The organism is Rhizobium sp. FG96 (assembly GCF_057808655.1).
The window spans coordinates 94,924-121,914 of sequence record NZ_JBMDIL010000009.1 but is presented as its reverse complement, the minus strand read 5'-3'; the positions used below and the strand labels follow the sequence as shown (position 1 = coordinate 121,914).

At 63.2% G+C, this 26,991-nt stretch carries 22 protein-coding genes; 4 read left to right on the top strand and 18 right to left on the bottom strand.

The window, feature by feature from the left end; translation table 11 throughout:
* The 14 genes from ACODR6_RS19090 to ACODR6_RS19025 all read right to left on the bottom strand — a co-directional run bounded on the left by ACODR6_RS19090 (nt 1) and on the right by ACODR6_RS19025 (nt 18,305).
* Nucleotides 1-2,667: a nitrate reductase gene (locus ACODR6_RS19090; protein WP_489023651.1), complete on the bottom strand. Its 2,667-nt coding sequence runs from the start codon at nt 2,665-2,667 to the stop codon at nt 1-3.
* 207 nt (nt 2,668-2,874) lie between these two features.
* Nucleotides 2,875-3,210, bottom strand: a complete 336-nt coding sequence (nirD, locus tag ACODR6_RS19085) for a nitrite reductase small subunit NirD (protein ID WP_112717658.1) — start codon at nt 3,208-3,210, stop codon at nt 2,875-2,877.
* 4 nt (nt 3,211-3,214) lie between these two features.
* The gene (gene nirB / locus ACODR6_RS19080) at nt 3,215-5,665 is read right to left on the bottom strand and encodes a nitrite reductase large subunit NirB (RefSeq protein WP_489023648.1); all 2,451 of its coding nucleotides are present in this window, start codon (nt 5,663-5,665) and stop codon (nt 3,215-3,217) included.
* A gap of 4 nt (nt 5,666-5,669) precedes the next feature.
* Entirely contained in the window at nt 5,670-6,467 is a 798-nt protein-coding gene (locus tag ACODR6_RS19075; RefSeq protein ID WP_489023646.1) for an ABC transporter ATP-binding protein, read from the bottom strand.
* An 11-nt stretch (nt 6,468-6,478) separates the two neighbouring features.
* Entirely contained in the window at nt 6,479-7,372 is an 894-nt protein-coding gene (gene ntrB / locus ACODR6_RS19070; protein ID WP_489023644.1) for a nitrate ABC transporter permease, read from the bottom strand.
* A gap of 60 nt (nt 7,373-7,432) precedes the next feature.
* Nucleotides 7,433-8,731: a CmpA/NrtA family ABC transporter substrate-binding protein gene (locus ACODR6_RS19065; protein WP_489023642.1), complete on the bottom strand. Its 1,299-nt coding sequence runs from the start codon at nt 8,729-8,731 to the stop codon at nt 7,433-7,435.
* A 362-nt stretch (nt 8,732-9,093) separates the two neighbouring features.
* The gene (locus ACODR6_RS19060) at nt 9,094-10,368 is read right to left on the bottom strand and encodes a CmpA/NrtA family ABC transporter substrate-binding protein (protein WP_489023640.1); all 1,275 of its coding nucleotides are present in this window, start codon (nt 10,366-10,368) and stop codon (nt 9,094-9,096) included.
* A 49-nt stretch (nt 10,369-10,417) separates the two neighbouring features.
* Nucleotides 10,418-11,005 (bottom strand): ANTAR domain-containing response regulator, encoded by a 588-nt coding sequence (locus tag ACODR6_RS19055; RefSeq protein WP_112717670.1) that lies wholly within the window; start codon nt 11,003-11,005, stop codon nt 10,418-10,420.
* Between the two features lie 106 nt (nt 11,006-11,111).
* Complete coding sequence (locus ACODR6_RS19050; RefSeq protein WP_203430935.1) at nt 11,112-12,185, bottom strand: ABC transporter ATP-binding protein; 1,074 nt, start codon at nt 12,183-12,185, stop codon at nt 11,112-11,114.
* A gap of 1 nt (nt 12,186) precedes the next feature.
* The gene (locus ACODR6_RS19045; RefSeq protein WP_489023637.1) at nt 12,187-14,115 is read right to left on the bottom strand and encodes a glycoside hydrolase family 127 protein; all 1,929 of its coding nucleotides are present in this window, start codon (nt 14,113-14,115) and stop codon (nt 12,187-12,189) included.
* A gap of 27 nt (nt 14,116-14,142) precedes the next feature.
* A complete protein-coding gene (locus ACODR6_RS19040) occupies nt 14,143-15,006 on the bottom strand; it encodes a carbohydrate ABC transporter permease (protein ID WP_203430933.1) in 864 nt (287 codons plus the stop codon).
* Nucleotides 15,006-15,920 carry a carbohydrate ABC transporter permease gene (locus ACODR6_RS19035; RefSeq protein ID WP_203430932.1) on the bottom strand — a complete coding sequence of 305 codons (915 nt, stop codon included), beginning with the start codon at nt 15,918-15,920 and terminating at the stop codon, nt 15,006-15,008. Before ACODR6_RS19035 ends, ACODR6_RS19040 begins: the two co-directional genes overlap by 1 nt.
* An 83-nt stretch (nt 15,921-16,003) precedes the next feature.
* A complete protein-coding gene (locus tag ACODR6_RS19030) occupies nt 16,004-17,242 on the bottom strand; it encodes an ABC transporter substrate-binding protein (RefSeq protein ID WP_112717678.1) in 1,239 nt (412 codons plus the stop codon).
* Between the two features lie 40 nt (nt 17,243-17,282).
* Nucleotides 17,283-18,305 (bottom strand): LacI family DNA-binding transcriptional regulator, encoded by a 1,023-nt coding sequence (locus ACODR6_RS19025; RefSeq protein WP_489023862.1) that lies wholly within the window; start codon nt 18,303-18,305, stop codon nt 17,283-17,285.
* Between the two features lie 196 nt (nt 18,306-18,501).
* Between ACODR6_RS19025 and ACODR6_RS19020 the strand changes: the two genes are divergently transcribed.
* The 4 genes from ACODR6_RS19020 to ACODR6_RS19005 all read left to right on the top strand — a co-directional run bounded on the left by ACODR6_RS19020 (nt 18,502) and on the right by ACODR6_RS19005 (nt 21,427).
* Complete coding sequence (locus ACODR6_RS19020; protein ID WP_130281015.1) at nt 18,502-18,783, top strand: ribbon-helix-helix domain-containing protein; 282 nt, start codon at nt 18,502-18,504, stop codon at nt 18,781-18,783.
* Complete coding sequence (locus ACODR6_RS19015; protein ID WP_489023633.1) at nt 18,773-19,087, top strand: type II toxin-antitoxin system RelE/ParE family toxin; 315 nt, start codon at nt 18,773-18,775, stop codon at nt 19,085-19,087. The genes ACODR6_RS19020 and ACODR6_RS19015 overlap by 11 nt, the downstream gene beginning before the upstream one ends.
* Before the next feature lie 128 nt (nt 19,088-19,215).
* On the top strand, nt 19,216-20,409 hold the full coding sequence (locus ACODR6_RS19010; RefSeq protein ID WP_489023631.1) for an acyltransferase family protein: 1,194 nt from the start codon (nt 19,216-19,218) through the stop codon (nt 20,407-20,409).
* Nucleotides 20,410-20,515: 106 nt separating this feature from the next.
* Nucleotides 20,516-21,427 carry an alpha/beta hydrolase gene (locus ACODR6_RS19005; protein ID WP_489023629.1) on the top strand — a complete coding sequence of 304 codons (912 nt, stop codon included), beginning with the start codon at nt 20,516-20,518 and terminating at the stop codon, nt 21,425-21,427.
* Between the two features lie 3 nt (nt 21,428-21,430).
* Here ACODR6_RS19005 and ACODR6_RS19000 read toward each other — a convergent pair whose 3' ends face one another.
* From ACODR6_RS19000 to ACODR6_RS18985, 4 genes are read right to left on the bottom strand one after another with little or no spacing between them, the layout of a single operon-like run.
* On the bottom strand, nt 21,431-23,434 hold the full coding sequence (locus tag ACODR6_RS19000) for a CocE/NonD family hydrolase (RefSeq protein WP_489023627.1): 2,004 nt from the start codon (nt 23,432-23,434) through the stop codon (nt 21,431-21,433).
* A 56-nt stretch (nt 23,435-23,490) separates the two neighbouring features.
* Nucleotides 23,491-25,122: an ABC transporter ATP-binding protein gene (locus ACODR6_RS18995; RefSeq protein WP_489023625.1), complete on the bottom strand. Its 1,632-nt coding sequence runs from the start codon at nt 25,120-25,122 to the stop codon at nt 23,491-23,493.
* Nucleotides 25,115-25,942, bottom strand: a complete 828-nt coding sequence (locus ACODR6_RS18990) for an ABC transporter permease (protein WP_130281027.1) — start codon at nt 25,940-25,942, stop codon at nt 25,115-25,117. Before ACODR6_RS18990 ends, ACODR6_RS18995 begins: the two co-directional genes overlap by 8 nt.
* Complete coding sequence (locus ACODR6_RS18985; RefSeq protein ID WP_489023622.1) at nt 25,939-26,946, bottom strand: ABC transporter permease; 1,008 nt, start codon at nt 26,944-26,946, stop codon at nt 25,939-25,941. The genes ACODR6_RS18990 and ACODR6_RS18985 overlap by 4 nt, the downstream gene beginning before the upstream one ends.
* Between the last annotated feature and the right edge of the window lie 45 nt (nt 26,947-26,991).

Here is a 26,991-nt window from a genome sequence, read left to right as displayed (position 1 = left end):
CTACTCGGCGGCCGCGGCAAGGCAGCCGTCGATGATGGTGCGGATTTCGGCGCGGCAGGAACCGCAATTGGTGCCGGCATTGAGCGCCTTACCGATCGCCTCGACCGAATGACAGCCATTGCGGATCGCGCCGGTGATCTGGTTGACGCCGACGCCGAAGCACGAGCAGACGGTGGCGCCGGGATCCGGCTGATCCGCTCCCGGCCGCCCGGCCGCGATCGCAAAGCGCTTGCGCAGATCGCCGTGCGAGGCGGTTAGCTGCTGCACGGCCCAGGCCCGGGCAACGGCGACCGGTTCGGGAGCGACGAAGAGGGCGGCGAGCAGCCGGGTGCCGTCAAAGAAGGCGAGCCGCGTTTCGCCGGTCGCCCCGTCGCAATAGCCGAGCGGCTCGACATCGGCAGGGATGCCGAGATGCTTGCGGCACCAGTTCGCCCAGTCGGAAATCCGGGCGCAGGCCGCGAATTCCAGCCGCCAGCCGCCTTCCGCCTTGGCGAGAGCCCAGTAATCGCAATCAAGGTTCTCGGGCCTCGCGGCGGAAACGGCAAAGCCGTAGTGCTCTGCCTTGAGCGGTCGTGCCCTGACGGCGACGTTTTTCGAGGCAGGCTGGCCGGAGACGGGATCGACAACGGGTGCCACGGCCGCATCGATGCGGGCGCGAGCCGAGAACTGGCCGTTCCAATGCATGGGAACGAAGATACTGCCGCGTGCCTGGCGCTCGCTGATCAGCGAGCGGACGACCGCCGTGCCATGAGGGCTCTCGATCTCGACCAGACCGGCGCCGCGGATACCGAGCTCGATGGCGTCCCGCGGATGGATTTCGGCGAAGGGTTCGGCGATATGGGCGGAAAGGCGGGCGCTCTTTCCGGTGCGCGTCATCGTGTGCCACTGGTCGCGGATGCGGCCGGTGTTCAGTGTTAGCGGATAGTCCGCGCTCGTCCTGTCCGTTTCCGGAGGGTTGACGGCAATGAAGCGGGCGCGCCGGTCGGGATGGAAGAAGCCGCCATCGGCGAAGAAGCGTTTGCCGCCGGGGGGAGTGGGAGTCTCGGCCAAAGACGCTGGCCATTGGAAAGGGTGCAGCGCCCGATAGGCTGCGTCGTCGATGCCGGCATAGGCGCCGATATCGAAATCGCGGCTGCCCTCATTTTCGAAGGCCGAGAGGGCGGCATGCTCGGCAAAGATCGCTGCCGGATCGGCAAAACCGAACGCCGCCCCATGGCCCATGCGCCGTGCGACTTCGGCAAGCTGCCACCAGTCGGCACGCGCTTCGCCGGGAGCCGGCAGGAAGGGGCGTTGGCGCGAGATGCGGCGCTCGGAATTCGTCACCGTGCCATCCTTCTCGCCCCATCCGAGCGAGGGGAGGAGGACATCAGCATGGCGCGTCGTGTCCGTGTTCCCAACGATATCGGATACGACGACGAAGGGGCAGGCGGCGATCGCCGCCTCGACGGCATCAGCGTCGGGCATGGATACGACGGGATTGGTCGCCATGATCCAGAGCGCCTTGATGCGGCCTTCGGCGACAGCGCTGAACATGTCGACCGCCTTCAGGCCGGGCTTGGCGGCAATGCCGGGCGACGACCAGAAACGCTGCACGCGGTCGCGATCCCCAGCATTCTCGATTGCCATATGCGCGGCCAGCATATTGGCCAACCCGCCGACTTCGCGCCCGCCCATGGCGTTCGGCTGACCGGTCAGCGAGAACGGTCCCATGCCGGGACGGCCGATCCGCCCGGTCGCCAGATGGCAGTTCAGGATGGCATTGACCTTGTCGGTGCCCGATACCGACTGATTGACCCCCTGGCTGTAGCAGGTGACGGTTTTCTCCACCGTCTCGAACAGCCGGAAGAATTCGCGCAGCTGCATGGCGGGAAGGCCGGTACGCTCCAGGAGTTCATCCCAGCTGAGAGCCGCCGCGGAGGCAAAGGCCTCGGCGAAGCCCACCGTATGGGCGCCGATATAATTCTGATCGATCGCCGGGCTGGTCGCCAGATGCGCGAGCAGGCCGGTAAACAGCGCCACATCGCTATCCGGACGGATCGCCAGATGCAGGTCGGCAATATCGGAGGTCATCGTCCGGCGCGGATCGATCACGACGATCTTCATGCCGGGCCGAGCCGCTTTGGCGGCGGCGAGCCGCTGGTAGAGAACGGGGTGGCACCAAGCGAGGTTCGAGCCGGTCAGGATGACGAGATCGGCAAGCTCGAGATCCTCATAGGTGCCGGGGACCGTATCCGATCCGAAGGCGCGGCGATGGCCGGCGACCGAGGACGACATGCAGAGACGGGAATTGGTGTCGATATTGCCGGAGCCGATGAAGCCTTTCATCAACTTGTTGGCGACGTAGTAGTCCTCTGTCAGCAGCTGGCCGGAAACGTAGAAGGCCACCGCATCAGGGCCATGTTCGGCGATGGTTTCGGAGAATTTCGTCGCGACGAGGTCGAGGGCGGTGTTCCAGCTGGTCCGCGCGCCATCGACTTCAGGATAGAGCAGACGGCCGTCGAGATCGATGGTCTCGGCAAGCGCCGAGCCCTTGGAGCAGAGGCGGCCGAAATTGGCGGGATGATCGGGGTCGCCCTTCACGGAGACCGATCCGGTGTCCTCGACCTTGGCGATGACGCCGCAGCCGACGCCGCAATAAGGGCAGGTGGTTTTGGTTTCAGTGGGCATGGGGGTTGGCCCTCAGGTCGCCGAGTGTGTGGCTACCCCCCTCTGTCCTGCCGGACATCTCCCCCACAAGGGGGGAGATCGACACGTGGCATGCATCTCCCCAAACAATGAAGGTTGAGGCGAGCGGGTGAGCCCAGCCAATCTCCCTCCTTGTGGGGGAGATGCCTGGCAAGGCAGAGGGGGGTAGCTCCGAACGCATTCGTCTGATCACTCCGCCGCCATCATCAAACTCTCGAACGCAATAAACAGCGCCCCATCCTCATTCCGTACAGGAATCGTTCGCACCACCCCGTCATCGGCCCCAAGCGCCTTGCCGGTTTCCAGTGAGATCACCCAGTTGTGCAGCGGGCAGGTGACCGCCTTGCCGTGAACGATGCCCTGCGAGAGCGGTCCGCCCTTGTGCGGGCAGTGGTCTTCGATTGCGAAGACCTCGTTTTCGGCCGTGCGGAAGACGGCGATCTTTCCCTGCGGGGTCTTCACGCAGCGCGCGCCGCGCAGCGGGATGTCCGAGATATCGCCGATCGAGATCCAGTTCATATCCATCTCCTCACTCCGCCGCTTCGCTGAAGCCGACGGTCGCCATCGGCTTGAACTCGTGCTTGTCCTTGCCGGAGACGCGCTCCGACCAGGGATCGACTTGGGCAAATTTCTGCGAGAAGACGAAGCGCCCGTAGTAGCCGGTGCGCTTCTCGGTATCCTCCATGATCTGCCGGCGGATTTCGTCGAGGCCGATGCGCTTGGCCCATTTGTAGATGCGCTCGAGATAGCGGCCCTGCTCGCGATACATCTGCGTCAGCGCCACGATATACTCCAGCGCTTCGTCCTCTGTCCTGACAAGGCCGAGCACTTCGGTGCCCTTGATGTCGAGACCGGCAGCACCGGCGAAATGGATCTCGAAACCGCTGTCGACGCAGATCACGCCGATATCCTTGCAGGTCGCCTCGGCGCAGTTTCGCGGACACCCTGAAACCGCCAGCTTCAGCTTTGCCGGCGTCCAGGAGCCCCACATGAATTTCTCGATGCGGATGCCGAGGCCGGTCGAATCCTGCGTGCCGAAGCGGCACCAGTCGGAACCGACGCAGGTCTTCACGGTGCGCAGCCCCTTGGCATAGGCCTGGCCGGAGATGAAGCCGGCCTTGCCGAGATCGGCCCAGACGGCGGGAAGGTCTTCCTTCTCGATGCCGAGCAAATCGATGCGCTGGCCGCCGGTGACCTTGACCATCGGTATCTCGAATTTGTCGATGACATCGGCGATGGCGCGCAGCTCGTTGGCATTCGTCACGCCGCCCCACATGCGCGGCACGACCGAATAGGTGCCGTCCTTCTGGATGTTGGCATGGACACGCTCGTTGATGAACCGCGACTGGTAGTCGTCGGCATATTCATCCGGCCAGTCGGCGACCAGATAGTAGTTCAGCGCCGGGCGGCACTTGGCGCAGCCGCAGGAGGTCTTCCATTCCAGTTCCTGCATGACAGCAGGAATGGTCTTCAGCTTCTTTGCCTTGATCAGGCGGCGCACGTCGTCATGGCCGAGCTCCGTGCAGGTGCACATCGGCGTGACCGCGGCTGGGTTATAGGCATCGCCGAGCGTCAGCGACATCAGCTGTTCGACGAGGCCGGTGCAGGAGCCGCAGGAGGCCGAGGCCTTCGTGTGTGCACGCACATCATCCAGCGAGGTCAGCCCCTTGGCACTGATCGTCGATGTGATCTTTCCCTTGCAGACGCCGTTGCAGCCGCAGATTTCCGCATCATCCGGCAAGGCTGCAACGGCCGCCATAGGGTCCAGCGGCGACCCTCCCTGATAGACTTGACCGAAGATCAGCGTGTCGCGCATCTGCGAGATGTCGGTCGCCTTCTTCTTCAGGTCGTTGAACCAGGCGCCATCGGCCGTTTCGCCATAGAGCACGGTGCCGATGATCCGGTTTTCCTTGATGACGAGGCGCTTGTAGACGCCCGCGGTCGCATCGCGCAGGACGATTTCCTCGCGATCGTCGCCATCGGCAAAGTCGCCGAGCGAGAAGAGCTCGATGCCGGTCACCTTGAGCTTGGTCGGCGTATCCGAATGGACGAAGGCAGGCTTGCTGTCTCCCGCCAGATGCGAGGCAGCGACCCGCGCCATCTCGTAGAGGGGGGCGACCAGGCCATAGACCATGCCGCCCACTTCGGCGCATTCGCCGACCGAATAGATATCGCCATCCGAGGTCTGCATCCCGGCATCGACGACGATGCCGCGGTTGACCGCGAGGCCGGCATCCTTGGCGAGATTGACGTTCGGACGGATGCCGACAGCCATGACCACGAGCGTCGCCGGAATGATCGTGCCGTTATCGAGCTCGATGCCCTCCACCTTGCCGTCGCCGACGATCGCCTTGGTATTGGCCTTGCAGATGACCTTGATGCCGCGTTCCTCGACGGCCTTCTGCAGCAGGTAGCCGGCCGCCGGATCGAGCTGGCGCTCCATCAGCGTCGGCATGACGTGGAGAACGGTGACGTCCATGCCGCGCTGGGCAAGACCGGCAGCCGCCTCGAGACCGAGCAGGCCGCCGCCGATGACGACCGCCTTTTCACGCGACTGGGCGGCAAGCAGCATGGCCTGCACGTCGTCGAGATCGCGATAGGTGATGACACCCGGCAGGTCCTTGCCGGGAACCGGGATGATGAAGGGCACGGAGCCGGTGGCGATGACCAGCTTGTCGTAGCTTTCGGTGACGCCGTGATCGGAGGTCACGGTCTTTGCGTCGCGGTCGATGGCGACGATCTTGTGGCCCTTGTAGAGCGTGATGCCGTGGTCGATGTACCAGCCGTCGCCGTGGATGACGATCTGCTCGTAGGTCTTCTCGCCGGAGAGAACCGGCGAGAGCATGATGCGGTCGTAATTGACGCGCGGTTCGGCGTTGAAGATGGTGACGGCGTAGCGGCCGGGCGCCTGTTCGAAGAGATGCTCCAGCATGCGCCCGGGCGCCATGCCATTGCCGATGATGACGAGTTTCTCGGTCATGGTGTTACTCCGCAGCTTCGACGAAGCGGTGACGCTCGTAGAGGAACTTCAGCACGGCCTCGCGGCATTTGAGGTAGGTTCGGTCGGAGGCGAGCTCGATGCGGTTGCGCGGACGCGGGATCGGCACGTCGAGGACTTCGCCGATCTTGGCCGCCGGGCCGTTGGTCATCATCACGATCCGGTCCGAGAGAAGCACCGCTTCGTCGACATCGTGGGTGATCATCACCATCGTGTTGCCGAGCCGGGCATGGATCTCCATGACGGCATCCTGCAGATGGGCGCGGGTTAGCGCATCGAGCGCGCCGAACGGCTCGTCGAGCAGTAGGATCTTCGGCTCCATGGCAAGCGCCCTGGCGATGCCGACGCGCTGCTTCATGCCACCGGAAATCTCGGCGGGGCGCTTGTCCTTGGCGTGAGCCATCTGCACGAGGTCCAGATTGGCCATCACCCAATCATGGCGCTCCGCCTTCGTCTTGCTGCCGCCGAAGACCTTGGAGACGGCCAGATTGACGTTCTCGTAGACGGAGAGCCAGGGAAGCAGCGAATGGTTCTGAAAGACGACGGCGCGTTCCGGCCCCGGCGCGTTCACTTCGCGGTTTTCCAGCAGGACGGCGCCCGAGGAGACGGGCGTCAGTCCGGCGATCAGGTTGAGCAGCGTGGACTTGCCGCAGCCGGAATGGCCGATGATCGAGACGAATTCGCCCTTGGCGATCGTCAGGTTGATCCCCTTCAGGACTTCGGCATGAACGCCGCCGCGATCGAAATGCTTGTCGATATGGTCGAGCTTCAAATAAGCGGTCATCTCTGATCTCCTCAATTTGCCGAAGCGCCGCGGGTGATCAGCCGGCCGGCTGCCGCCACGAGCTTGTCGAGGGCGAAGCCGACGACGCCGATATAGGCGAGGGCGACGATGATGTCGGGCAGGCGCGACGAGTTCCACGCATCCCAGATGAAGAAGCCGATGCCGACACCGCCGGTCAGCATCTCGGCGGCGACGATCGCCAGCCACGAGAGACCGACGCCGATGCGCAGGCCGGTGAAGATGTAGGGGGCGGCCGAAGGCAGCATGATCTTGAAGAAGAACTCGATCTGGTTCAGCCGCAAAACCTGCGCCACGTTGCGGTAATCCTGCGGGATGTTGCGCACGCCGACGGCGGTATTGATGATGACCGGCCAGATCGAGGTGATGAAGATCACGAAGATCGCCGAAGGATTGCTGTCCTGGAAAGCCGCGAGCGACAGCGGCAGCCAGGCGAGCGGCGGCACGGTGCGCAGCACCTGGAAGATCGGGTCGAGACCGCGCATCGCCCAAACCGACTGGCCGATGATCGCGCCGATGACGATGCCGCCGACAGCGGCAAGTCCGAAGCCATAGGCGACCCGCTGCAACGAAACCAGCACGCGCCAGCCGAGGCCGATATCCTGCGAGCCGTAGTTGAAGAACGGGAAGGCGATCAGATCGTAGCTTTCCTGCCAGACTTGATGCGGCGAGGGCAGCGAGGCCGTCGGCGACGAACAGAGAAGCTGCCAGACGCCGAGCATCACTGCGAGCACGACGAGCGGCGGCACGACATTGCGGGCGGCGGCTGTCGCAAGCTGCCGGACATTGACGCGGCGCGAAGGCGCCTTGCTCAGGCGCACCACGTTTGCCGTCTTGGGGGCAGGCTGCGCTGGGGTAATCGGTTCATTCTTTGCGAGGGCTGACATGCGATCGCTCCTTAAGGCAAGAAAAGGCCGGCGCGCCCGTCACGCGCCGGAGGCGGGGAACTAGGACGCGGCCTTGATGGCAAGGCTGTCGAGATAGCCGGAGGGGTTCTCGGGATCGAAGACCTTGCCGTCGAAGAAGGTCTCCTTGCCGCGCGAGGAAGAGGCCGGAATATCGGCGGCGGCGACGCCGAGATCCTTGGCGGCCTGGCGCCAGATATCTTCGCGGTTGACCTTGTCGACCAGCGCCTTGATGTCGGTGTCGGGCGCGAACTTGCCCCAGCGGATGTTCTCGGCCATGAACCAGGTGTCGTGGCTCTTGAACGGGTAGGAAACGCCGCCCGCCCAGAATTTCATGTGGAGATCGGTGCCGTGGGCGACACGGCCATTGCCGTAGTTGATGTCGCCCTTGAGGCGGCCGAGCACGTCCTTCGGCGGCACGTTGAACCATTGGCGCTTGCCGAGGATCGTCGCCATCTCTTCCTTGTTTTCCATGCTGTCGCACCATTGCTGGGCTTCCATCACGGCCATCAGCAGGGCCTTGGCGGCGTTCGGGTTCTTCTCGATCCATTCGGTGCGCATGGCGAGCGCCTTTTCCGGGTGGCCCTTCCAGAGCTCGCCGGTGGTCGCCGCGGTGAAGCCGATGCCCTGATTGACGAGCTGCTCGTTCCAGGGCTCGCCGACACAGAAGACGTCCATGTTGCCGACCTTCATGTTCGCCACCATCTGCGGCGGTGGAACGACGATGGTCGAAACGTCCTTGTCGGGATCGATGCCACCCGCGGCGAGCCAGTAGCGGACCCAGAGATCGTGCGTGCCGCCGGGGAAGGTCATTGCCACCTTCACTTCGCCGCCCGCAGCCTTCTTCTTCTCGAAGGCGGCCTTCAGCTTGGAAGCGTCGAGCTGCACGCCGGTCTCGGCATATTCCTTGGCGACCGAGATGCCCTGGCTGTCGTAGTTCAGCCGCGCCAGGATCGACATCGCCACCGGCTGGTTGTTCTGCGTCACCTTGCCGGCCTGCATCAGGTAGGGCAGCGGCGACAGGATATGGGCGCCATCGATGCCGTTCGCCGCGCCTCCGAGCACGAGATTGTCACGGGTGGCGCCCCAGGATGCCTGCTTGGCGACGTCGACATCGGGCATGCCGTGCTTTTCGAAGAGGCCCTTCTCCTTGGCGACGATCAGCGGCGCGGCATCCGTCAGTGCGATGAAGCCGAGCTTGGCGCCCGTGACTTCAGGCGTGGCAGCCGCCGCAAAGGCGCCGGATGGGAAGGCTGAGCGGACCGCGCCGATCAGGGCTGCCGTCGCTGTCGTCTTCAGAAGATTGCGGCGGCTGAAGCTGCCGGTGAGGATCTTGGTCATGCGCAGTTCCCCTTATTGTCGAGTGGTCGCCGGATTTTGGGCACAAAAAAACGCCGCTCGGAGATTGCGTCTGCGGGAAGGGAGGGTCCCGGACAGCAAAAACCTTGCGACGTCGATGTCTCTTGCAAGCGCCTATCGCGCGCTCATCTGCCTGGATCGCCGTTGATCCGGGCGCTATTAGCCCTGCAAAGGCCGTGCCAATTTCAGATCGCTGCCGTCAATTGATTGAAAGCGTTTGGTATTCTGCCTTGAAATGATGGCAAGTGAATTTTTATGCGTTCTAAAATTCTGCGCATCTTTTATGCGAATGCCTGGATGGAAGCGGACCGCGCTGCTAGCAATTTGTGCAGCGCGGCAGACCTTCAGCCCTCGTCCAGCTGCCGGATGGCGATCGATGCGCTCTTCACTTCGAAGCCGTTGATGTAGGCAGCGAAGTCGCCCGGATCGAAGATGCGGCCGTCCATGAAGCGCTCGCCATCGCGGTCTCCCTCGATGCGAACATCGGCATCCTCGGGCGTGCAATCGTCGCCGAGTGCGGCGCGGTAGAGGTCCGGCCGATAGGCGGAAGCGGCGGCGCGCGCCAGCGTCAGGCTGGGCTCGGCCTGGCCCCAGCGGATCATCTGGCTGTAGATCCAGAGCGCCTGGCTCGGGCGCGGATAATTGGCGAACTGGCCGTGGAACTGGAAATAGTTCTCGATGACGCGACGGTTGCCTTTGGCGTCGAGGCTGAACTCACCAGCAAGAACGTGTCGAATGATCTCGACAGGCGCCGCGATGTAGCGCAGATCGGCGAGGACATCGGCAAGCGCGTCATGGTTTGCCGCGTCGTCGCACCAGCGCGCGGCCGCATCGAGTGCAACGATCAGCCGCGAGACGGTCTCCGGATGGCGCTCTGCCCAATCCGGCCGCATGCCGATTACCTTTTCTGGAGCCGACGGCCAGATATCCTGCTTGGCGGCGACGATGCGGCCGACGCCGCGCTCGGAGGCAATCATGTTCCAGGGCGCGCCAACGCAAAAGCCGTCGATCGCGCCGGCGGCAAGCGCATCCGATGTCAGCGGCGGCGGGACGACGACGAGCTTGACGTCATGATCGGGATCGATGCCGCCGGCGGCGAGCCAGTAGCGGAACTCGTAATTATGCGAGGAGAAGGGATAGGTCATGCCGAGCGTCGGCATCGGTTCGCCGCGTGCCCGCATATCGGCAAGCACGGCGGCAAGCGCCTTGGCGTTCTCCATCGCGCTCGCGGTTTCCCCGGTACCCGCGACCTGCTGCATGCGTTCAAAAAGCCGCGTCGAAAGCGTGATCGCATTGCCACCGCGGCCGAGCGAGAAGGGCGTGATGGTCGGCGATGGATTGGAGCCGAGGCCGAGCATGGCGGCAACCGGCATCGGCGAGAGCATGTGGGCAATGTCGAACTGCCGGAAGGCCAGGCGGTCGCGGACATTCGCCCAGGACACATCCTTCACCAGTTCGAGTGCGATGCCCTCCCTGGCGGCAAAGCCGAATTCGGCGGCGGCGATCAGCACCGATGCATCGACAAGCGGGATGAAACCGGCGCGGAGAACTCTCGGTCCCTCGCCGTTGGACAGGGCGGGAGAGGCGATGCGGGCGCTGCCGCTGGCAATCTTGGTCAAGGCATTCACTCCAGCGTCCTCCAGGCGCTTATTGCATCGCGGGCCGGGCTCACATCAGCAGCCCCGCAGCCGTCACGACACTTTGCGCAATTTCGGACATTTTCTTTTTCTCGTTCATTGCCGTCTGGCGAAGCAACGCAAAGGCTTCCTCTTCCGAAAGGCCCCGCATCCGCATCATGATGCCCTTGGCCCGCTCGATCACCTTTCGCTCCTCCAGCGCTGATTTGGCGTCGGCGAGTTCCCGTTGCAAGCGGCTGAAGGCATTGAAGCGGCTGACAGCCATGTCGAGGATCGGCTTGACGCGCTCCTTCTTCAGCCCGTCGACGATGTAGGCGGAGACGCCGGCTTCCACGGCGGCCTCGATCGAGGCGGTATCGGAGCGATCGACGAACATGGCGATCGGGCGGCTGATCGAGCGGGTCAGCTGGAAGAGATGTTCCATCATGTCCCGGTTCGGATTCTCGATGTCGATGATGATGACATCGGGTTTCAGCGTCTCGATGATCCGCGCCACGCCCTGCACCTCATGGATGACGGTGACGCGCATATGCCCCGCCTCCCGCAATCCCTCTTCGATGATCGAGGAGCGGATCGCGTTTTCATCGATGACAAGGATCGTCAGGTCGAAGTGGCTCATGCAGCATTTATGACGCAGTGCAGCAATGCTGGCAAGCGGATGGCTATAAAAATGGGCAGTATCAACAAAAGCCTACGAAATAGGCTCTTGTTGATACTGAAGCTAATCACGTGACGGCGAGGCCGCCTTCATCGAACAATCGGATATCCGCCGGAGCAGCGCTGAGAAAAATCCGGCCTCCGGTGTTGATCTCCGCCGCCGAGCGATATTCGACGGTGACCGGCTGGCCGTCGGGCAGCTGGCAATAGAGATATTGCGTGCCGCCGAGATATTCGGCGAAATCGACCGTTGCCTCCAGCCCGTCCGTGCCGGTGGTGCTGACGGTCAGATGCTCAGGCCGAATCCCCAATTTCACCTTGGCGCCCGATACCAGTGCGCTCCCGGCGAGACCTGATTGGACCGCCTGTCCGCCAGCCGAAACCCGGCCCGCGCCCTGCCACACGGCGTCGAGCAGGTTCATCCGCGGCGAGCCGATGAAGCCCGCGACGAAGGTATTGGCCGGGCGCTCGTAGATTTCGCGCGGCGTGCCCGATTGTTCGATGCGCCCGTCGCGCAGCACGACGATCTGGTCGGCGAGCGTCATCGCCTCGGTCTGGTCGTGCGTCACGTAGATCATGGTGTTGCCGAGCTCGCGATGCAGACGGGCGATCTCGATGCGCATGGAGACGCGCAGTTCGGCATCGAGGTTCGATAGCGGCTCGTCGAAGAGGAAGACCTCGGGCTTGCGCACGATGGCCCGGCCGATCGCCACGCGCTGCCGCTGGCCGCCCGATAGCTGGCCCGGGCGGCGGTCGAGAAGGTGGTCGATCTTCAGGATCGCCGAGGCGGCCTTGACGCGTGCCTCGATCTCACCCGCTTGCGTGCGTGCCATTTTCAGCCCGAAGGCGAGGTTTTCGCGCACGCTCATATGCGGATAGAGCGCATAGGACTGAAAGACCATGGCGATGCCGCGGTCCGAAGGATCGAGATCGGTGACGTTGCGCCCCTTGATCTCGATCTCACCATCGGTGACGTCCTCCAGCCCGGCAATCATCCGCAGCAGGGTCGACTTCCCGCATCCGGAGGGGCCGACGAAGACCACGAAGGATCCCTCCGATATCGTCAGGTCGATGCCATGGATCACATCCAGGCTGCCGAAGCTCTTGCGAACTCCGGCAAGTACGACGCCTGTATCCGCCATCTTATTCACCGCGCGCCTCGCCGGCGCGGACCCAGACGAGCATCTCGCCCGGCTCGCGGTTGTCCCAGAAGGGGTAGGGCACGAAGCGGGCGGTGGCCGGCTTCGCGGAGGGCGGCGTGGTCCGGTAGAGATCGGCGCCCCAATCCGAAGCATCGCGGCTGACGGGCAGGTCGAGAGCGACCGCGCCGCGAAGCCCCGCGATTTCAGAGACCTTCGCCTTCGACGGATCTGCCGAAAGCGAAATACCGTTCAGCCCGGCGCCATTGTCGGTCTCCTCGACGCAATAGACCAGCGGCCCGCGCATCAGTGCGGTGCGGCCGGCATCCTGGCGGACGAGCGGGTTGGCGAAGAGCTTGCGCGCTGCAAGCGGAATGACGAGATCGACCGCATCGCCACTCTTCCAGTCGCGCTCAATCCGCGCATAACCGTCCGTTGAGATGGATTCGATGCCGATGCTCTCGCCATTGACCGAAAGCGTGGAGCCGTCCGCCCACTCCGGAATGCGCAGCGACAGCGCGAAGCGGGCCGGGTGGTCGAGATTGAGGTCGAAATGGATCGCTCCATCCCAGGGGTAGCGGGTTGTCTGCGCCAGCTCGACCTTGGTGCCCGAGAGCTCGAAGCGGGCCTTGCTTTCTCCATAGAGATGAACGGCAATCTCATCTTCGGCGACCGCATACATATAGGAGCCGACGGAGGCCAGCAGGCGGGCGATATTCGGCGGGCAGCAGGGGCAATGGTGCCAGATCCAGCGGTGATGCTTGCCGGCGCTTTCCAGCGGGTTTTCGTAGAAGAAGGTCTTGCCATCGAGCGAAAGGCCGGCCATTGCGCCGTTATAGAGCGCCTGCTCCATGATATCGGCATAGCGCCGGTTCGGGCCGCGGCCCAGCATTCGGTTCGCCCAGAAGACCAGACCGACGGAGGCGCAGGTCTCGGCGTAGGCGCTTTCGTTCGGCAGGTCGTAATAGTCGGTGAAGCCTTCGTTGGACGCCGCCGGGCCGATGCCGCCCGTCACATACATCTGCTTCGTCGTCAGGTCGTCCCAGAGCGTTTCGAGTGCCGAGGTCAGCGTATCGTCATTATACTCGGTGGCGATGTCGGCCATGCCGGCATACAGATACATGGCGCGCACGGCATGGCCGACGACCTTTTTCTGATCGCGCACCGGCACATGTGCCTGACCATATTCATAGGTCTTCTGGTGGAAATCGGCCGCACTGCGGCCGTCGCGCACCGCTTCTTCCGTGAAGAAATGCGGCTCCTGTCCGCGCTCGTCGACGAAGAATTTCGAGAGGTCGAGATATCTCTTCTCGCCGGTGACGCGCGCCAGCTTTACCAGCGCCAGTTCTACTTCCTCGTGGCCGCAATAGCCGGCGAGCTTGCCCGGGCCATGGCCGAAAACGGTGATCAGGTAATCCGCATAGCGGCACATGATGTCGAGCAGCTTGCGCTTGCCGGTCGCCTGGTAATAGGCGACTGCACCCTCGATCAAGTGTCCGGCGCAATAGAGTTCGTGGTGGTCGCGCAGGTTCGTCCAGCGGCGGCCGGGCTGCACGCGCTGGAACCAGGCGTTCAGGTAGCCGTCCTTGTCCTGCAGCTTCTCGTACATGTCGATGATTTCGTCGACGCGCGCCTCAAGCTTCGGATTGGCGCGGCGATAGAGCGAATAGGCGACAGTCTCGATCGATTTGCCGAGGTCGCTGTCCCAGAACATCTGTGTGGAGCCGCCCCAGGGGCCGATCGGGATGACGACGCCGGGGCTCGGCTGGCTGACATCGATCGCCTGGATCATGCCGGCCTCGACGCAGCGGTCGAGCAGCGTTTCGGCCGTTGAATCGCAGATCGCATCCTGGCGATCGCCGAAAAGGCCGGCGAGCTCGACGCTCGGTACGGGCAGGGGGCGGAACTGGCGGTCTCTCTTCAGCTTGTTCATGGCTTCATCCATTTCGTTGAAAGATCATCATTTCACCGCGCCGGCCATCAGCCCGCGCATGTAGTAGCGTTGCAGAAGCAGGAAGACGATCAGGCAGGGGATCGTCATGACGACCACACCGGCCTGAACCGCACCCCAGTTGATGGCGCCGAGGCGCCCGGCGCGCACTGCCGTCATCAGGACGGGCAGCGTGTATTTCTCGTTGCTGGAGAGCAGCACGAGAGCGGCAAGGAACTCGTTCCAGGCATTCAGGAACGCAAAGATCGCAACGGTCGCCACGCCCGGCAGGACCAGCGGCAGAAGCACCCTGACCAGCAGTTTAAGATCCCGCGCGCCGTCGATACGGGCGGCTTCCTCGATCTCCTTCGGCACGGCATCGAAGGCATTGCGCATCATGAAGACCGAGAAGGGGAGCTGCAACGTCACATAGACAAGCGTCAGCCCAAGCAGCGAGTTGTTGAGGCCGAGCTTGGCGAGAATGATGAAGAGCGGCGTCAGGATCGACTGGAACGGGATCATCAGCGTGGCGATGATCAGCACGAAAAGCACATTCTTCAGCGGGAAGCGGTAGCGCGAGAAGCCATAGCCGGCGAGCAGGCTGACGGCGACCGTCAGCACCACGGTGGCGAGCGACACGAAGAGCGAGTTGATCATGTGCTGCCAGATGCCGGCGCCGAACGTATCTAGCAGGGCATAGGCATCGAAGCTGACGCCCGTCGTCGGCCATGGCGGCAGCGGCGGCAGGCTCGCTTCCGTACCATGCCGGAACGACGAGAGCAGGGCGATGACGAACGGCGCCAGGAAAAACACCGAAATAGCGATCCCGGCGACGTGATAGGCCGATTGCGAACGGAACCGCTTGCGGGCGCGGCGTTCTCTGGAGGTGGTCATCAGCGCTCCTCCCCGACACGCAGCAGCCAAAGCTGGACGATGGAGATCGCCACCAGGATCGCCAAGAGCGCGATCGACAGGGCCGCGCCGTAACCGAGATTGAACGACACGAAGGACTGGTTGAAAATGTAGTAGACCACCGAGATCATTTTGTTCTGCGGCCCGCCCGAGGTCATGATGTAAAACTGGTCGAAGGCAAGAACCGAGCCGGTGACCGAGACGACGAGCGCGAGCGCGATCGTGCGACGCATCAGCGGCAAGGTCAGATGCCGGAAGCGCTGCCAGCGCCCGGCGCCATCGATGCGCGCGGCTTCCGTGAGTTCGGATGGGATCGCCTGCAGGCCGGTCAGCAGGATGATCATCGTGAAGCCGGCGATCTTCCAGACGACCATGACGACGATCGTCGCAAAAGCGGTGTCGAAGCTTGCCATGATATTCGGGCTGCGCTCGACGAGGCCGAGCGCCCGCAGCGCCGGGCCAAAGAAGCCGCTATCGACATTGGCAAGCCAGACCCAGAGCAGGGAGGCGGTCGCAAGCCCGACGACGACGGGCAGGAAGATGATCGTCCGGTAGGTGCTGACGAAGCGCCGTTCCTTCTCGACGAAGATCGCAAGCGGAAAGGCAACGGCAAAGATCGCGATGGTGACGATGACGGTGTAATAGGCGGTGAAGTTCAGCGCCGCCATGAAGCGGCTGTCGTTGAACATGCGGGTATAGTTGGCAAAGCCGATCCAGCGCTGGGCGCCCATCAGCGGCCAGTTGTGCAGGCTCATCCAGCCGGTGAAGATCACGGGCATCACGAAGAAGACGATGACGAGCGCCATGGCCGGCGCGATATAGAGAAGCCCGCGCCATTGCGATCTGCGCCGCCTCTTGCGGCTGCCGGCAGGGCGCTGGGGACCTGAAACGGTCATCGAAATGCTCCGCATCTTTCATTGCTGCATGGAATGGATCGGCCGGAGAGCTGCCACTGCTCCCCGGCCGCGGCCGGGAGAGATTATTGGCCGCTGTCTATGATCGACTGCATCTCGGACTGGGCGCTCGAGAAGGCTCCGTCTTCGTCGTCACCGAAGATCGCTGCATTGGTGAAGGTCGCCCAGGGGCCGTTGGCGCTGTTGATCAGGTCGTTGAACTGCAGCGTATAGGGCGTCTTGGCAATCGAGATCGCCTTCAGGCCGACCTGCATGCGCGGGTCGAGCCCGGCAAGCACCTGATCGGCAATGTCGCCGCGGGTCGGAAGGCTGCCATACTTGGCCATGACCTTCTGGCCGTCCATCGAATAGATATATTCGAGGAACTCCTTCACCGCGTCGATCTTCTTTGTGCCCTTGGTGATGACGAAGTTATCGCCACCGGCAAAGGACGACGGCTTGCCATCGACGCCGGGGATCAGCGTCACGCCGAAATTGATATCGGGATGGCTGGTGACCAGCGTGCCGATTGCGAAGGCGCCGAGCGACTGCTGGCCGATCTTACCGTTGGTGAAGCTCAGGAAGTTCGAGCCGTTATCGCTGGCCGCACCTGCCGGAACCAGGTCCTTCTTGACCATATCGCGATAGAAGCCGACGGCCTTGCGCATCTGCGGCGTATCGAGCGTCGCGGTCTTGCCGTCCTCGGAGAGGATATCCGCACCCGCGCCCCAGACGAGTGGCGTGAAGGTGAAAATCATGCAACCGCCGCAACCGCCGCCGGAGAAATAGAAGCCGTAGGTGTCGTCGCCGAGCTTGCGGATCTTCTCGGCATTGGCCGAAATCTCTTCCCAAGTGGTGGGCGCCTTCTCGGGATCGAGCCCGGCCTTCTTGTAGAGGTCCTTGTTCCAGGCGAAGACCGAGGTCTCGACCGAGAGCGGCAGACCATAGATCTTGCCGTCATAAGTGCCGAGGCGAACATGCGACGGCGACAGCGAGTTGAAGTAGGGCAGGCTCTTTGCCCAGTCCGAGAGGTCTTCGAGCTGGCCGGCCGCAGCAAAGGCCGGCGTATAGATCAGGTCCATCGACAGCGCATCGGGCGCCTGACCACCGGCGATCGCCGTCGCATATTTCTGCACCAGTTCGCTGAATGGCACTTCGGTGGCGACGACCTGGTTCTCGTGGCTGGAATTATAGGCTTCGACAACCTTCTTGAAGGCGTCGCCGATGCCGGAACGGACCCACATTTCGATCTTCTCGGCAGCCGAGGCTGTCGATACGAGGCTAAGGGTGGCAATGCTCGTTGCCACCAACAGACGCTTCATCATGGCACTCCTCCCAATATGGCGCGTCTCCTTCGCGCCGTTTCTAAATCCCGAGGGCGTCGCCCCCGCATGTCTGCCGCACGACGAGGCGGCACGGCAATTTCCGCACGCCGGGCTCCACCGGGCGTCCCTCCGCAAGCGACAGGATCGTCAATCCTGCCTGCCGCCCGAGCTCCTTCAGCTCCATATCCACCGTCGTCAGCGGCGGCCGGGTCTGCGCCGCGACAATCTCCCAATTGTCGAAGCCGACCACCGACACATCCTGCGGCACCTTGATGCCGCGCTCGCGCAACGCATCGATGACACCGCGGGCGATCTGGTCGTTGCCACAGAAGATGCCGTCAGGCTTCTCGCCTCCGGCATTCCAGAGCCTCGCCACCGCATCATGCCCCCAGCCTTCCGACCAGACGCCGAAGAGAACCGGCACGCCGTCGCCTGCCACCTCGCGATAGGCATTGGCGCGCTCGCGAACCGAGACGAAATCCTCCGGCCCGGTAATATGGGCGATCCGCCTGCGCCCGAGTTTCCGCAGCCACTCCGTCGCAAGCCGCGCGCCATGCCCATCGTCGGAACTGAACGTGACGCTGTCGGGCGCGCCTTCGGTAAAGGCATAGACGACGGGCACGTTCAGGTTCGACAGATCGACTGGTAACCGTCTGTCCAGGCGCTTTCCTGTGGCAATGATTCCATCCACCTGCTTGTCGAGCATCGCATCCACATGGATCTGACCGAGCGCCGGATCATCCTCGATCGCGCAGAGGAAAACCGAGACGCCATGATCGACCAGCGCTTCGGAAACACCGGCCATGACAGGCAGCGTGAAGCGACCGTAAGTGTCGTTCGTCAGCAGCCCGATGGTGAAACTGCGCTTGCTCAGGAGACCGCGCGCCAGAGCATTCGGCCTGAAGCCGATCTCCGTCGCAATGCGCTTCACCCGCTCGCGGGTCTCGGCGCCCATGCGGCCCGTATCGTTCAACGCCTTCGATGCCGTCGATATGCTGACGCCCGCAGCCGCAGCCACGTCATGGATGGTAATCCGCCCGCGTTTTCCTCCCGAGATGTTCAGCTTTTCCTCCTAAGCTTTGCGGTGAGAAAACCTTTTACCAAGTGCTGTGTCAAGTGAGAAAAGGTTTTCTCTCACGCAAATGTTGGCCGATGGCGAGAACGAAATTGTGGTGGTCGCTGTCGCATTCCAACGGAGGGCGTTCTTGGCAAATTGTCGTTGCGGTGGTAATTTTTACCACCGAGATGGAGAATACTTCATGGCCAATGTCGAGAAGATCAGCGTTTCAATGACGCCGCAGCAGGCGGAGTTGCTGAGAGACGCCGTCAGCAGCGGCGCCTATGCGAGCAGCAGCGAAGTCATCCGCGAGGCGATGCGGGACTGGTCCGCAAAGTGGGAGACCCGGAAAGGCGACATCGAACGTCTGCGGCGCCTCTGGGCTGAGGGCAGGGCCAGCGGAGAGCCTGTCTCGGTTGACTTCGAGACGCTGCGTGACGAAGCGCGCCGGGAGTTGAGCGCGGCTCGCAAAAATGCCGGTTGATCTGGTCTGGCTGCCGCAGGCTCTCAAAGATGTGCGCGACATCTACGTGCGCATCGGCTTGGAGCAACCCCAGGCGGCCGAGCGCTTCTTCGACAGTTTTGAACGCAAGGCGAAGCTGCTGGCCGAACAGCCGCGTATGGGAGCGCGTCACCCGGAGATCGGACCGGGTGCGCGGATGCTGGTCGATGCGCCGTTTCTGATCCTCTACGAAACCATCCCCGATGACGATGACATGCCGGTTGAACGCGTTCAGATCGTTCGCGTCGTCGATGGCCGCCGTGATCTTCGCGGCCTGTTGATTTAGGTGCAGGGAATCGCCGCCCAATCAATCCGCTAATAAAGCAGCAGTTTACGAAGTTTCGGCAGCGATCCTTAACGTCTGGGGCGTAGAGAGGTCGGATGATGGTGCTGCGTGGGGATCCGTCGTCTGCGATGAGAGAGAGACTTTACTATGTCGATCGCCTGAGGGTCTTCGCCTTCGGCCTGCTGATCCTTTATCATTCCTCGGCCGCCTTCTTCCCTGACATGGGCTGGCTGCTGCATAGCGAGAATACCAGCCGCGGCCTGTCGCTGGTCATGGATTTCCCGCGTGCCTGGCGCCTTGCGCTCCTCTTCTTCATCTCCGGCATGGGCGTCGCCTTCACCTTCAAGCCGGAGCAGGGGCTGACCTTCATCTACAAGCGCACGGTGCGGCTGCTTATCCCGCTGCTCTTTGCCATGGCGGTCATCGTCGTGCCGCAGGTCTGGTACGAGCGGATGTATGAGAACGGCTATACCGGCTCGTTCCTCGAATTCTGGCTGACGCGCTATTTCACCGAGGGAAAATATCCGACGGGTAATTTCACCTGGGCGCATATGTGGTTTGTTGCCTATTTGCTGGTGATGTCGGTGATCTGCTATCCGATCTTCCAGTATCTGCTGCGGCCCGGAAATCCGATCTTCGCCTGGTTCGAGCGCGTCGCCAAAACCGGCGCCATCTACCTCTTCTTCCTGCTGCCGCTCGGCCTCAATCTGGCGCTGTCGCCGATCTACCCGCGTGAGACCAATGCGCTCTATAATGACGGCGCCTGGTTTGCAGTCTGGGCCAGCTGGTTCGGCCTCGGTTTCCTGATTTCCCGCCATCACCGGGCGCTGATCGGCACGCTGATCGCGCGCCGCTATGTCAGCGGCGGGATTGCGCTTGCGACCACCATCTGGCTCTACCTGGCATCCTGGACCGTTGCGCCGGAGCAGGCAATCGGCAGCTACGATGTCAATGAAACACTGCTTTTCAAGACCAGCGTCTTCCTGCTCGCCTGGAGCATGATTTTGACCCTGATCGGTTTTGCGGCGCGCTATCTCAATCAGCCGAGCGAGCGGCTGGTGACGATGAACCGGCTGGTCTTTCCGCTCTACATCGTCCACCAGACAGTGACCGTCGGAGCGCTCTACTATGTCCTGCCGCTCGATCTGCCGGCGATCCAGAGCTTTGCGCTCGTCGCCGCAACAACCGCCGTCGTCTCGATCGCTTTCGCGGTTGCCGTCGATCAGCTGCCGAGCCCGCTGCGTCAGCTGGTCGGCCTGACGGAGAAGCCGCAGCCTGCGCGTGACGGCGAAGCTTTGGAGCGCTCGGCGCGGCGTGGATAATCGCCGCTCTGGCGGGTTCCAGCGCGCCGATGGCGTCAATGCGCTTGCCTAATCTTCGGGGCAAATCCTATCGTGCATGATGTCGCCGAACCGAACGGATTGCATCATGACCGCTACGCGCCCGATGCCTGAAGAGAAGGGCATTCTCGAATTTCTCGAAATCTGCAGCAGCGTCTATTCGGATGACGCCGTGTCGCAATCGATCGAGGCACAGCGGGCGCAATATGATGCGCTCTGCGCCCGCTTCAGCCCGCCGCTCCCGGATGGTCTGACATTCGCCGATAGCCGTATTCGCGATGTCCCGACGCGGCGCTATCGCCCCGCGAAGGTCAGAACGCCGACGTTGCTCCTCTATCTGCATGGCGGCGGCTTTGTCGTCGGCTCGCTGGAGAGCCATCATGCGATCTGCGCCGAGATCGCCGATTTCGCGGGCGCCGAGCTCGTTGCCGTCGACTACCGGCTGGCACCGGAGCATCGGTGGCCGGCGCAGACCGATGATTGCTTTGCCGTGCTGGAAGCTCTCGCCGCAGGCGGCAGCCGCATCGTCCTGATCGGCGACAGCGCCGGCGGAAATCTTGCGGCCGGGCTCGCCCTGCGGGCTCGGGACAAGGGGATTGCGGGCATTGCAGGTCAGGTGCTGATCTATCCGGCGCTCGGCGGCGATCTGACGACGGGCTCCTATGTCGAGATGGCCGACGCGCCAGGACTGACGACAGCCGATGTCGCCTACTACCGCGAAGTGCTCCAGGCGCCGCCCGGCGATCCCGTCGCCGGTGCGCTCGCCGCCAAGGATGTCAGGGGCTTGCCGCCCGCCTATATCACCGGGGCAGCCTTCGACCCCTTGCGTGACGATGCCCGCTACTATGCGGCGCGGCTGGCGCAAGCGGGGATCGAGGTCTGGTTCCGCGAGGAGCCGCAGATGGTTCACGCCTGGCTGCGCGCCCGCCATATGAGCGAGGGCGCCAAGCAGGGCTTTCGCGCTGTCTGCGAAGCCGTCCGCCGGTTTGCGGCGGGCTGACGCTCACATCAGGTCGCGGGGGATGCGCATCTCCGCAAATACCTTTTCGAAGACCTGCACCTCACCCTCATAGGCGGTCACCACGGCGCTGATGATCCAGTCGCTGGCGCTGCAGGCGATCTTTGCCGTCGCAATCGTCCGCACGAACCAATCCGGGCGGCGCATGTCGCAGGTCCAGGTCGAAATACCGGTCATCGACAGGGGGGCGCCCGGCGTGATCGACCAGACTTCTTCGCGCAGCTGCCGGGTCGAGAGGCCGGTATCCGGATGTTCGAACAGCCCGGTATCCTCGTGGATGCGGTAGTCGGTGCGATTGGCCGAGAGGTCCTTCAGGACCTGCCGCTTGGTGACGCCAGGCGCATGCTCGATATATTTCGGCAACGGATCGGGGTTTTCAGGCTCGGGGATCGCAATCTTCTCATGCGCGCCGAGCAGCGGCAGGCCGAGGCCGAGCGAGGCGATATCGATCTCGACGCCGTCATCTTCGGGCGGCGGCAGGATCATCGGCCAATAGGCGGTCGAGATCGCCAGCCGGATCCGGTGCCCCTTGCGGAAGCGATAGCCGCAGGCATCGAGCTCGAGCCGGATCGAGATCTTCTCGCCTGGTGTCAGCGCCTCCGGCTCCGCATTGCCGTTGCGATGGGTGAGATTGATTACCCCGAAGGCAACGCGGGTCGCCGTTCCATCCGGATGCACATCGACGAGACGGGCGCAGAGATTGCCGGTCCTTGCCTGCGTGCGCAGAGCGAGCGTCAGCACCGGGCGGCCGAGATAGTCGTGATCGGCAGCAAGCGGGACCGTTTCGAAAGTCAGTGAGCCCGCATCGTCTGAGCGCTGGTCGAGCGCCATTTCGGCATCCGGCTTCAGCGTGAAATACTCGCCCGACGACGTGCCGGTATCGAGCGGCGAGCGCAGATAGACGGCGTGTTCCGGCGCCTGCGGGATCGGCATGCCCTCGGTCAGCTTGCCGAATTGCTCGACAAAGAAGCACTGCATCTGCGGCTTCGACCAGAGGTCCTTGGCGACCCAGAAACCGGGATCGAAATCGCGGCGCGGGGCAGGGCGGATGGCGTCGAGAATATAGGCGCGCGTCTGCGGCAGACGGTCGATGCCGTTCTCCTCGCCACGCAGCCACTTGTTCCACCAGGCGATCGCCTCGCCATGGAAATCGGTGCGCGGTTTCGGCCAGGCGAAGTGCGGGTATTTGTGCACCCAGGGGCCGATCAGCGCCTTCGCCTTGTCGCCCAGCCCCTCGACCGCCATCAGCGGCGTGTTGCGATAGCCGTCGGCCCAGCCGGCGATCACGAGCGCCGGGATCTCGACCTCTGAGAAATCCTCGGAGATCGAGCCATGCTGCCAGAATTCGTCGCGGCGCTGGTGGCTCAGCCACTCTTCCATGAAGAAGGGTTCGTGTTCCAGCCGCTCCAGCCACATCTCCTTCCAGCGCGCGCCGACAAGGGCGGGATCGGGCGACCGCGACTGATAGCCGAGCATGGTCGCGGCCCAGGAGAGCTGCGCCGAGAGATGGCAGCCGTTCTTGTAGTGAATGTCGTCGTTATAGCGATCGACCGTGGAGGCGATGGAGATGACTGCCTTCAGCGCCGGCGGGCGCAGTGCTGCCACCTGCAGGCTGTTGAAGCCGCCCCAGGAAATGCCCATCATCCCCACGGAGCCGTTCGACCAGGGTTGCGCCGCAATCCAGGCGGTCAGTTCGCAGGCATTGGCAAGCTCGAGCTCGGTATATTCCCCGTCGATGACACCGTCGGATTCCCCGGAGCCGCGAATATCGACACGCACACCGGCAATCCCTGCCGCTGCAAAGACCGGATAGGTCGACTCGTCACGCAGGCAGGTCCCATCTCGCTTGCGATAGGGCAGGAACTCGAAAACCGCGGGAACGGGATCGCTTTCGGCCCCATCCGGCATCCAGATGCGGGCGGCAAGCCGCGTCCCGTCCTTGAGCGTGATCCAGTGGTTCTCGATGGTGGTGAAGCCGCGCGCGGTCATGTCTTTTCCTTCATGCACTGTCATGGGAACGAGGCGGCCTGCGCCGCCCCGAAATCTCAGTTGCCGGCGCTCTCCATCCGGCGCGTCGCCAACACGCGCTCCAGCCAGCCGATCTCCATCTCCGGTACCGACTTCAGAAGCAGGTCGGTGTAGTCGTCGAAGGGCGGCGAAAGCGCCTTAGACTTCGGCCCGAACCGCACCAGCTTGCCACGGTGCATCACCGCAACGCTATCGGCAATCGCCCGGACGATCGCGATATCGTGGGTGATGAAGATGCAGGAGAGCTGCTCTTCCTCCTGAAGCCGCATCAGAAGCTTCAGGATGCCCTCGGCGACCAGCGGGTCCAGCGCCGAAGTAGGCTCGTCGCAGAGAATGAGCTCCGGCTTCGCGGCGAGTGCCCGGGCGATTGCGACGCGTTGTTTCTGGCCGCCCGAGAGTTCGGCGGGATAGCGGTCGATGAAGCCGTTGCCCATCTCGATCTGGTCGAGCAGTTCCTTGACGCGCGCAGTCTTCTTCGCGCCCCGCAGGCCGTAATAGAAGGTCAGGGGACGGCCGATGATATCGCGCACCGTCTGGCGCGGGTTCATGGCGGTATCGGCCATCTGGTAGATCAGCTGGATCCGCCGCAGGTCGTCGTTCGGCCGGTTGCGAAGGCTCGGCGTCAGCGGCTTGCCATCGAAGATGATCTTGCCCTCGTTCGGCGGAAGCAGCCCGGTGATCACCCGCGCAAGGGTGGATTTCCCCGAACCGGATTCACCGACGACGGCGAGCGTCTGTCCTTTCGGCACGTGAAGAGAAACCCCGTGCAGAACCTTGAAACCGTTGGAATATTCGGCGCTGATATTCTCGACCTTGAGCAGCGCGCCGGATTGATCCAGCGCTTCGTCGCGCGCCGCCTGCCGGACGTTGACCAGCGCACGCGTATAGTCCTGCGCCGGCGCCTCGATGATCTGTTGCACGCTGCCATATTCCACCGTCTTGCCGTGGCGGAGAACCATGATGTCGTCGGAGATCTGGGCGACGACGGCAAGGTCGTGGGTGATGTAGAGGGCCGCCGTATGCGTCTCCTCGATCGCGTGCTTGATCGCCGCGAGCACGTCGATCTGCGTCGTCACGTCGAGTGCCGTCGTCGGCTCGTCGAAGACGATGAGCGACGGATTGGAGCAGAGCGCCATCGCCGTCATGGCGCGCTGCAGCTGGCCGCCGGAGACCTGATGCGGGAAGCGGTCGCCAAAGGTTTCGGGGCTCGGAAGACCCAGCACCTGGAAGAGATAAAGCGCGCGCTTGCGCGCCTCCTCCTTGCTCATCAGGCCATGCTTCACGGAAGCTTCGATCACCTGGTCGCCAAGCTTGTGGGCTGGATTGAAAGCGGCGGCCGCCGACTGCGCGACATAGCAGACACGGGCGCCGCGGATCTGCCTGATGCCGCCCTTGCCGAGCGGCAGGATGTCCTTGCCCTCGAGCAGCACTTCGCCGCCGGTGATCTCGGCGCCGCCGCGGCCATAGGCGAGCGCCGAAAGGCCGATCGTCGATTTGCCGGCGCCGGATTCGCCGATCAGGCCGAGAACCTTGCCCTTCTGCAGGTCGAAGGAGACGCCATCGACGATCGTCACCCGCTTCGGCGGCTCGCCCGGCGGATAGCTGGTGGCCTCGATCTTCAGATTGCGAACTGAAAGAAGCTCAGGCATCGCCGCGTCCTCCCTTGAGGCTGGATGTGCGTTTCAAAAGCCAGTCGACGACGAGATTGACGCAGACCGCGAGCGCGGCGATCGCCGTACCCGGAACCAGCGCTGCGGAAATCCCGAAGATGATCCCGTCCTTGTTGTCCTTGACCATGCCGCCCCAGTCTGCGGCCGGCGGCTGGATGCCGAGGCCGAGGAAGGAGAGGGTGGAGAGAAAGAGGATCGAGAAAGCGAAGCGCAGGCCGAATTCGGCCAGCAGCGGCGAAAGCGTGTTCGGCAGGATTTCGCGGAAGATGATCCAGAGCTTGCCTTCGCCGCGCAGCTTGGCGGCCTCGACGAATTCCATGACCGCGACATCGAGCGCCACGGCGCGGCCGAGGCGGTAGACGCGGGTGGAATCGAGGATTGCCATGACCAGGATCAGGATGACGATATTCTGCGGCAGCACGGCGAGAACCACCAGCGCGAAGATCAGCGTCGGGATCGACATCATCAGGTCGTTGAAGCGTGAGAACACGGTGTCGATGATCCCGCGCGACACGGCGGCCGTGAAGCTCAGAAGGATACCGAGCGAGAAAGAGATCAGCGTTGCGCCGAGCGCCACGAAGAGCGTGGTGCGGGCGCCGTAGATCAGCCGCGAAAGGATATCGCGGCCGAGATTGTCGAGGCCGAAGAAATACTGGTTGTCGGCGACCTGCCAGACATTGCCGACGACCTCGGTCTCGCCATAGGGGGCGATCCAGGGCGCGAAGATCGCGAAGATGAAGGCAATGACGATGCCGATGATGCCGATCCAGGCGGTGATGGGGATATCTCTCAATCTCATCGCGGATGCCTCAGTCTCGGGTTGGCGACGATCGCCAGAATGTCGGCAATCATATTCAGGAAGATGTAGACCGCAGCGAAGATCAGGCCGCAGGCCTGGACGACGGGCATGTCGCGCACCGTGACCGCATCCACCATGTACTGGCCCATGCCGGGATAGACGAAGACCACCTCGACGACGACGACGCCGACGACGAGATAGGCCAGATTGAGTGCCACGACGTTGATGATCGGCGCCAGTGCATTGGGTGCGGCATGCTTGACGATCGAGCGGAAGGCGCCGAGGCCCTTGAGCTCGGCGGTTTCCATATAGGCCGACGACATGACGGAAAGGATTGCGGCCCGCGTCATGCGCATCATGTGCGCAAGGACGACCAGCACGAGAGTTGCTGTCGGCAGCGCGATCGCCTTCAGCCGCTCGACGAAGCCCATGCTGTCATAGACCGTTGCGGGGAAGGTCGCGACGCCGAGTTTCACGGCGAAGAACATGATCAGCAGGTAGCCGATGAAGAACTCGGGCAGCGAGATCGCCGCAAGCGAAATGACGTTGATGATCTTGTCCGGCATCCGGTTTCGGAAATGCACCGAAAGCATGCCGAGCGCCACGGCAAGCGGTACCGAGATCAGCGCGGCGAAGCCGGCCAGAAACAGCGAGTTGCCCAAGCGCTTGCCGATCTGCTCGCTGACCGAGTTCTTGCTGGCCCATGAGGTGCCGAAATCGCCCTGGACGGCATTGCCGAGCCACTCGACGTAGCGGGTCGTCACCGGCCGGTCGAGGCCGAGATCCTGGCGGATATTGGCGACCGCCTGCGGCGTTGCCGACTGGCCGAGATAGGTCGTCGCAAAATCGCCGGGCAGCGCTTCGAGGCCGCCGAAGATCAGGATCGATACGGCAAAAAGCAGGACGAGCGAGAGCACGAAGCGCTCGATGATGAGGGCGAACAGCGGAAAGCGCTGTCGGAATCTGAGACCCGGCAAAGGGTTGCCGGTCGATGAACTGGGCATGGCGAAGGCCTCGCGCTGAAACGTCAGGGGGACCGCAAGCCTTGA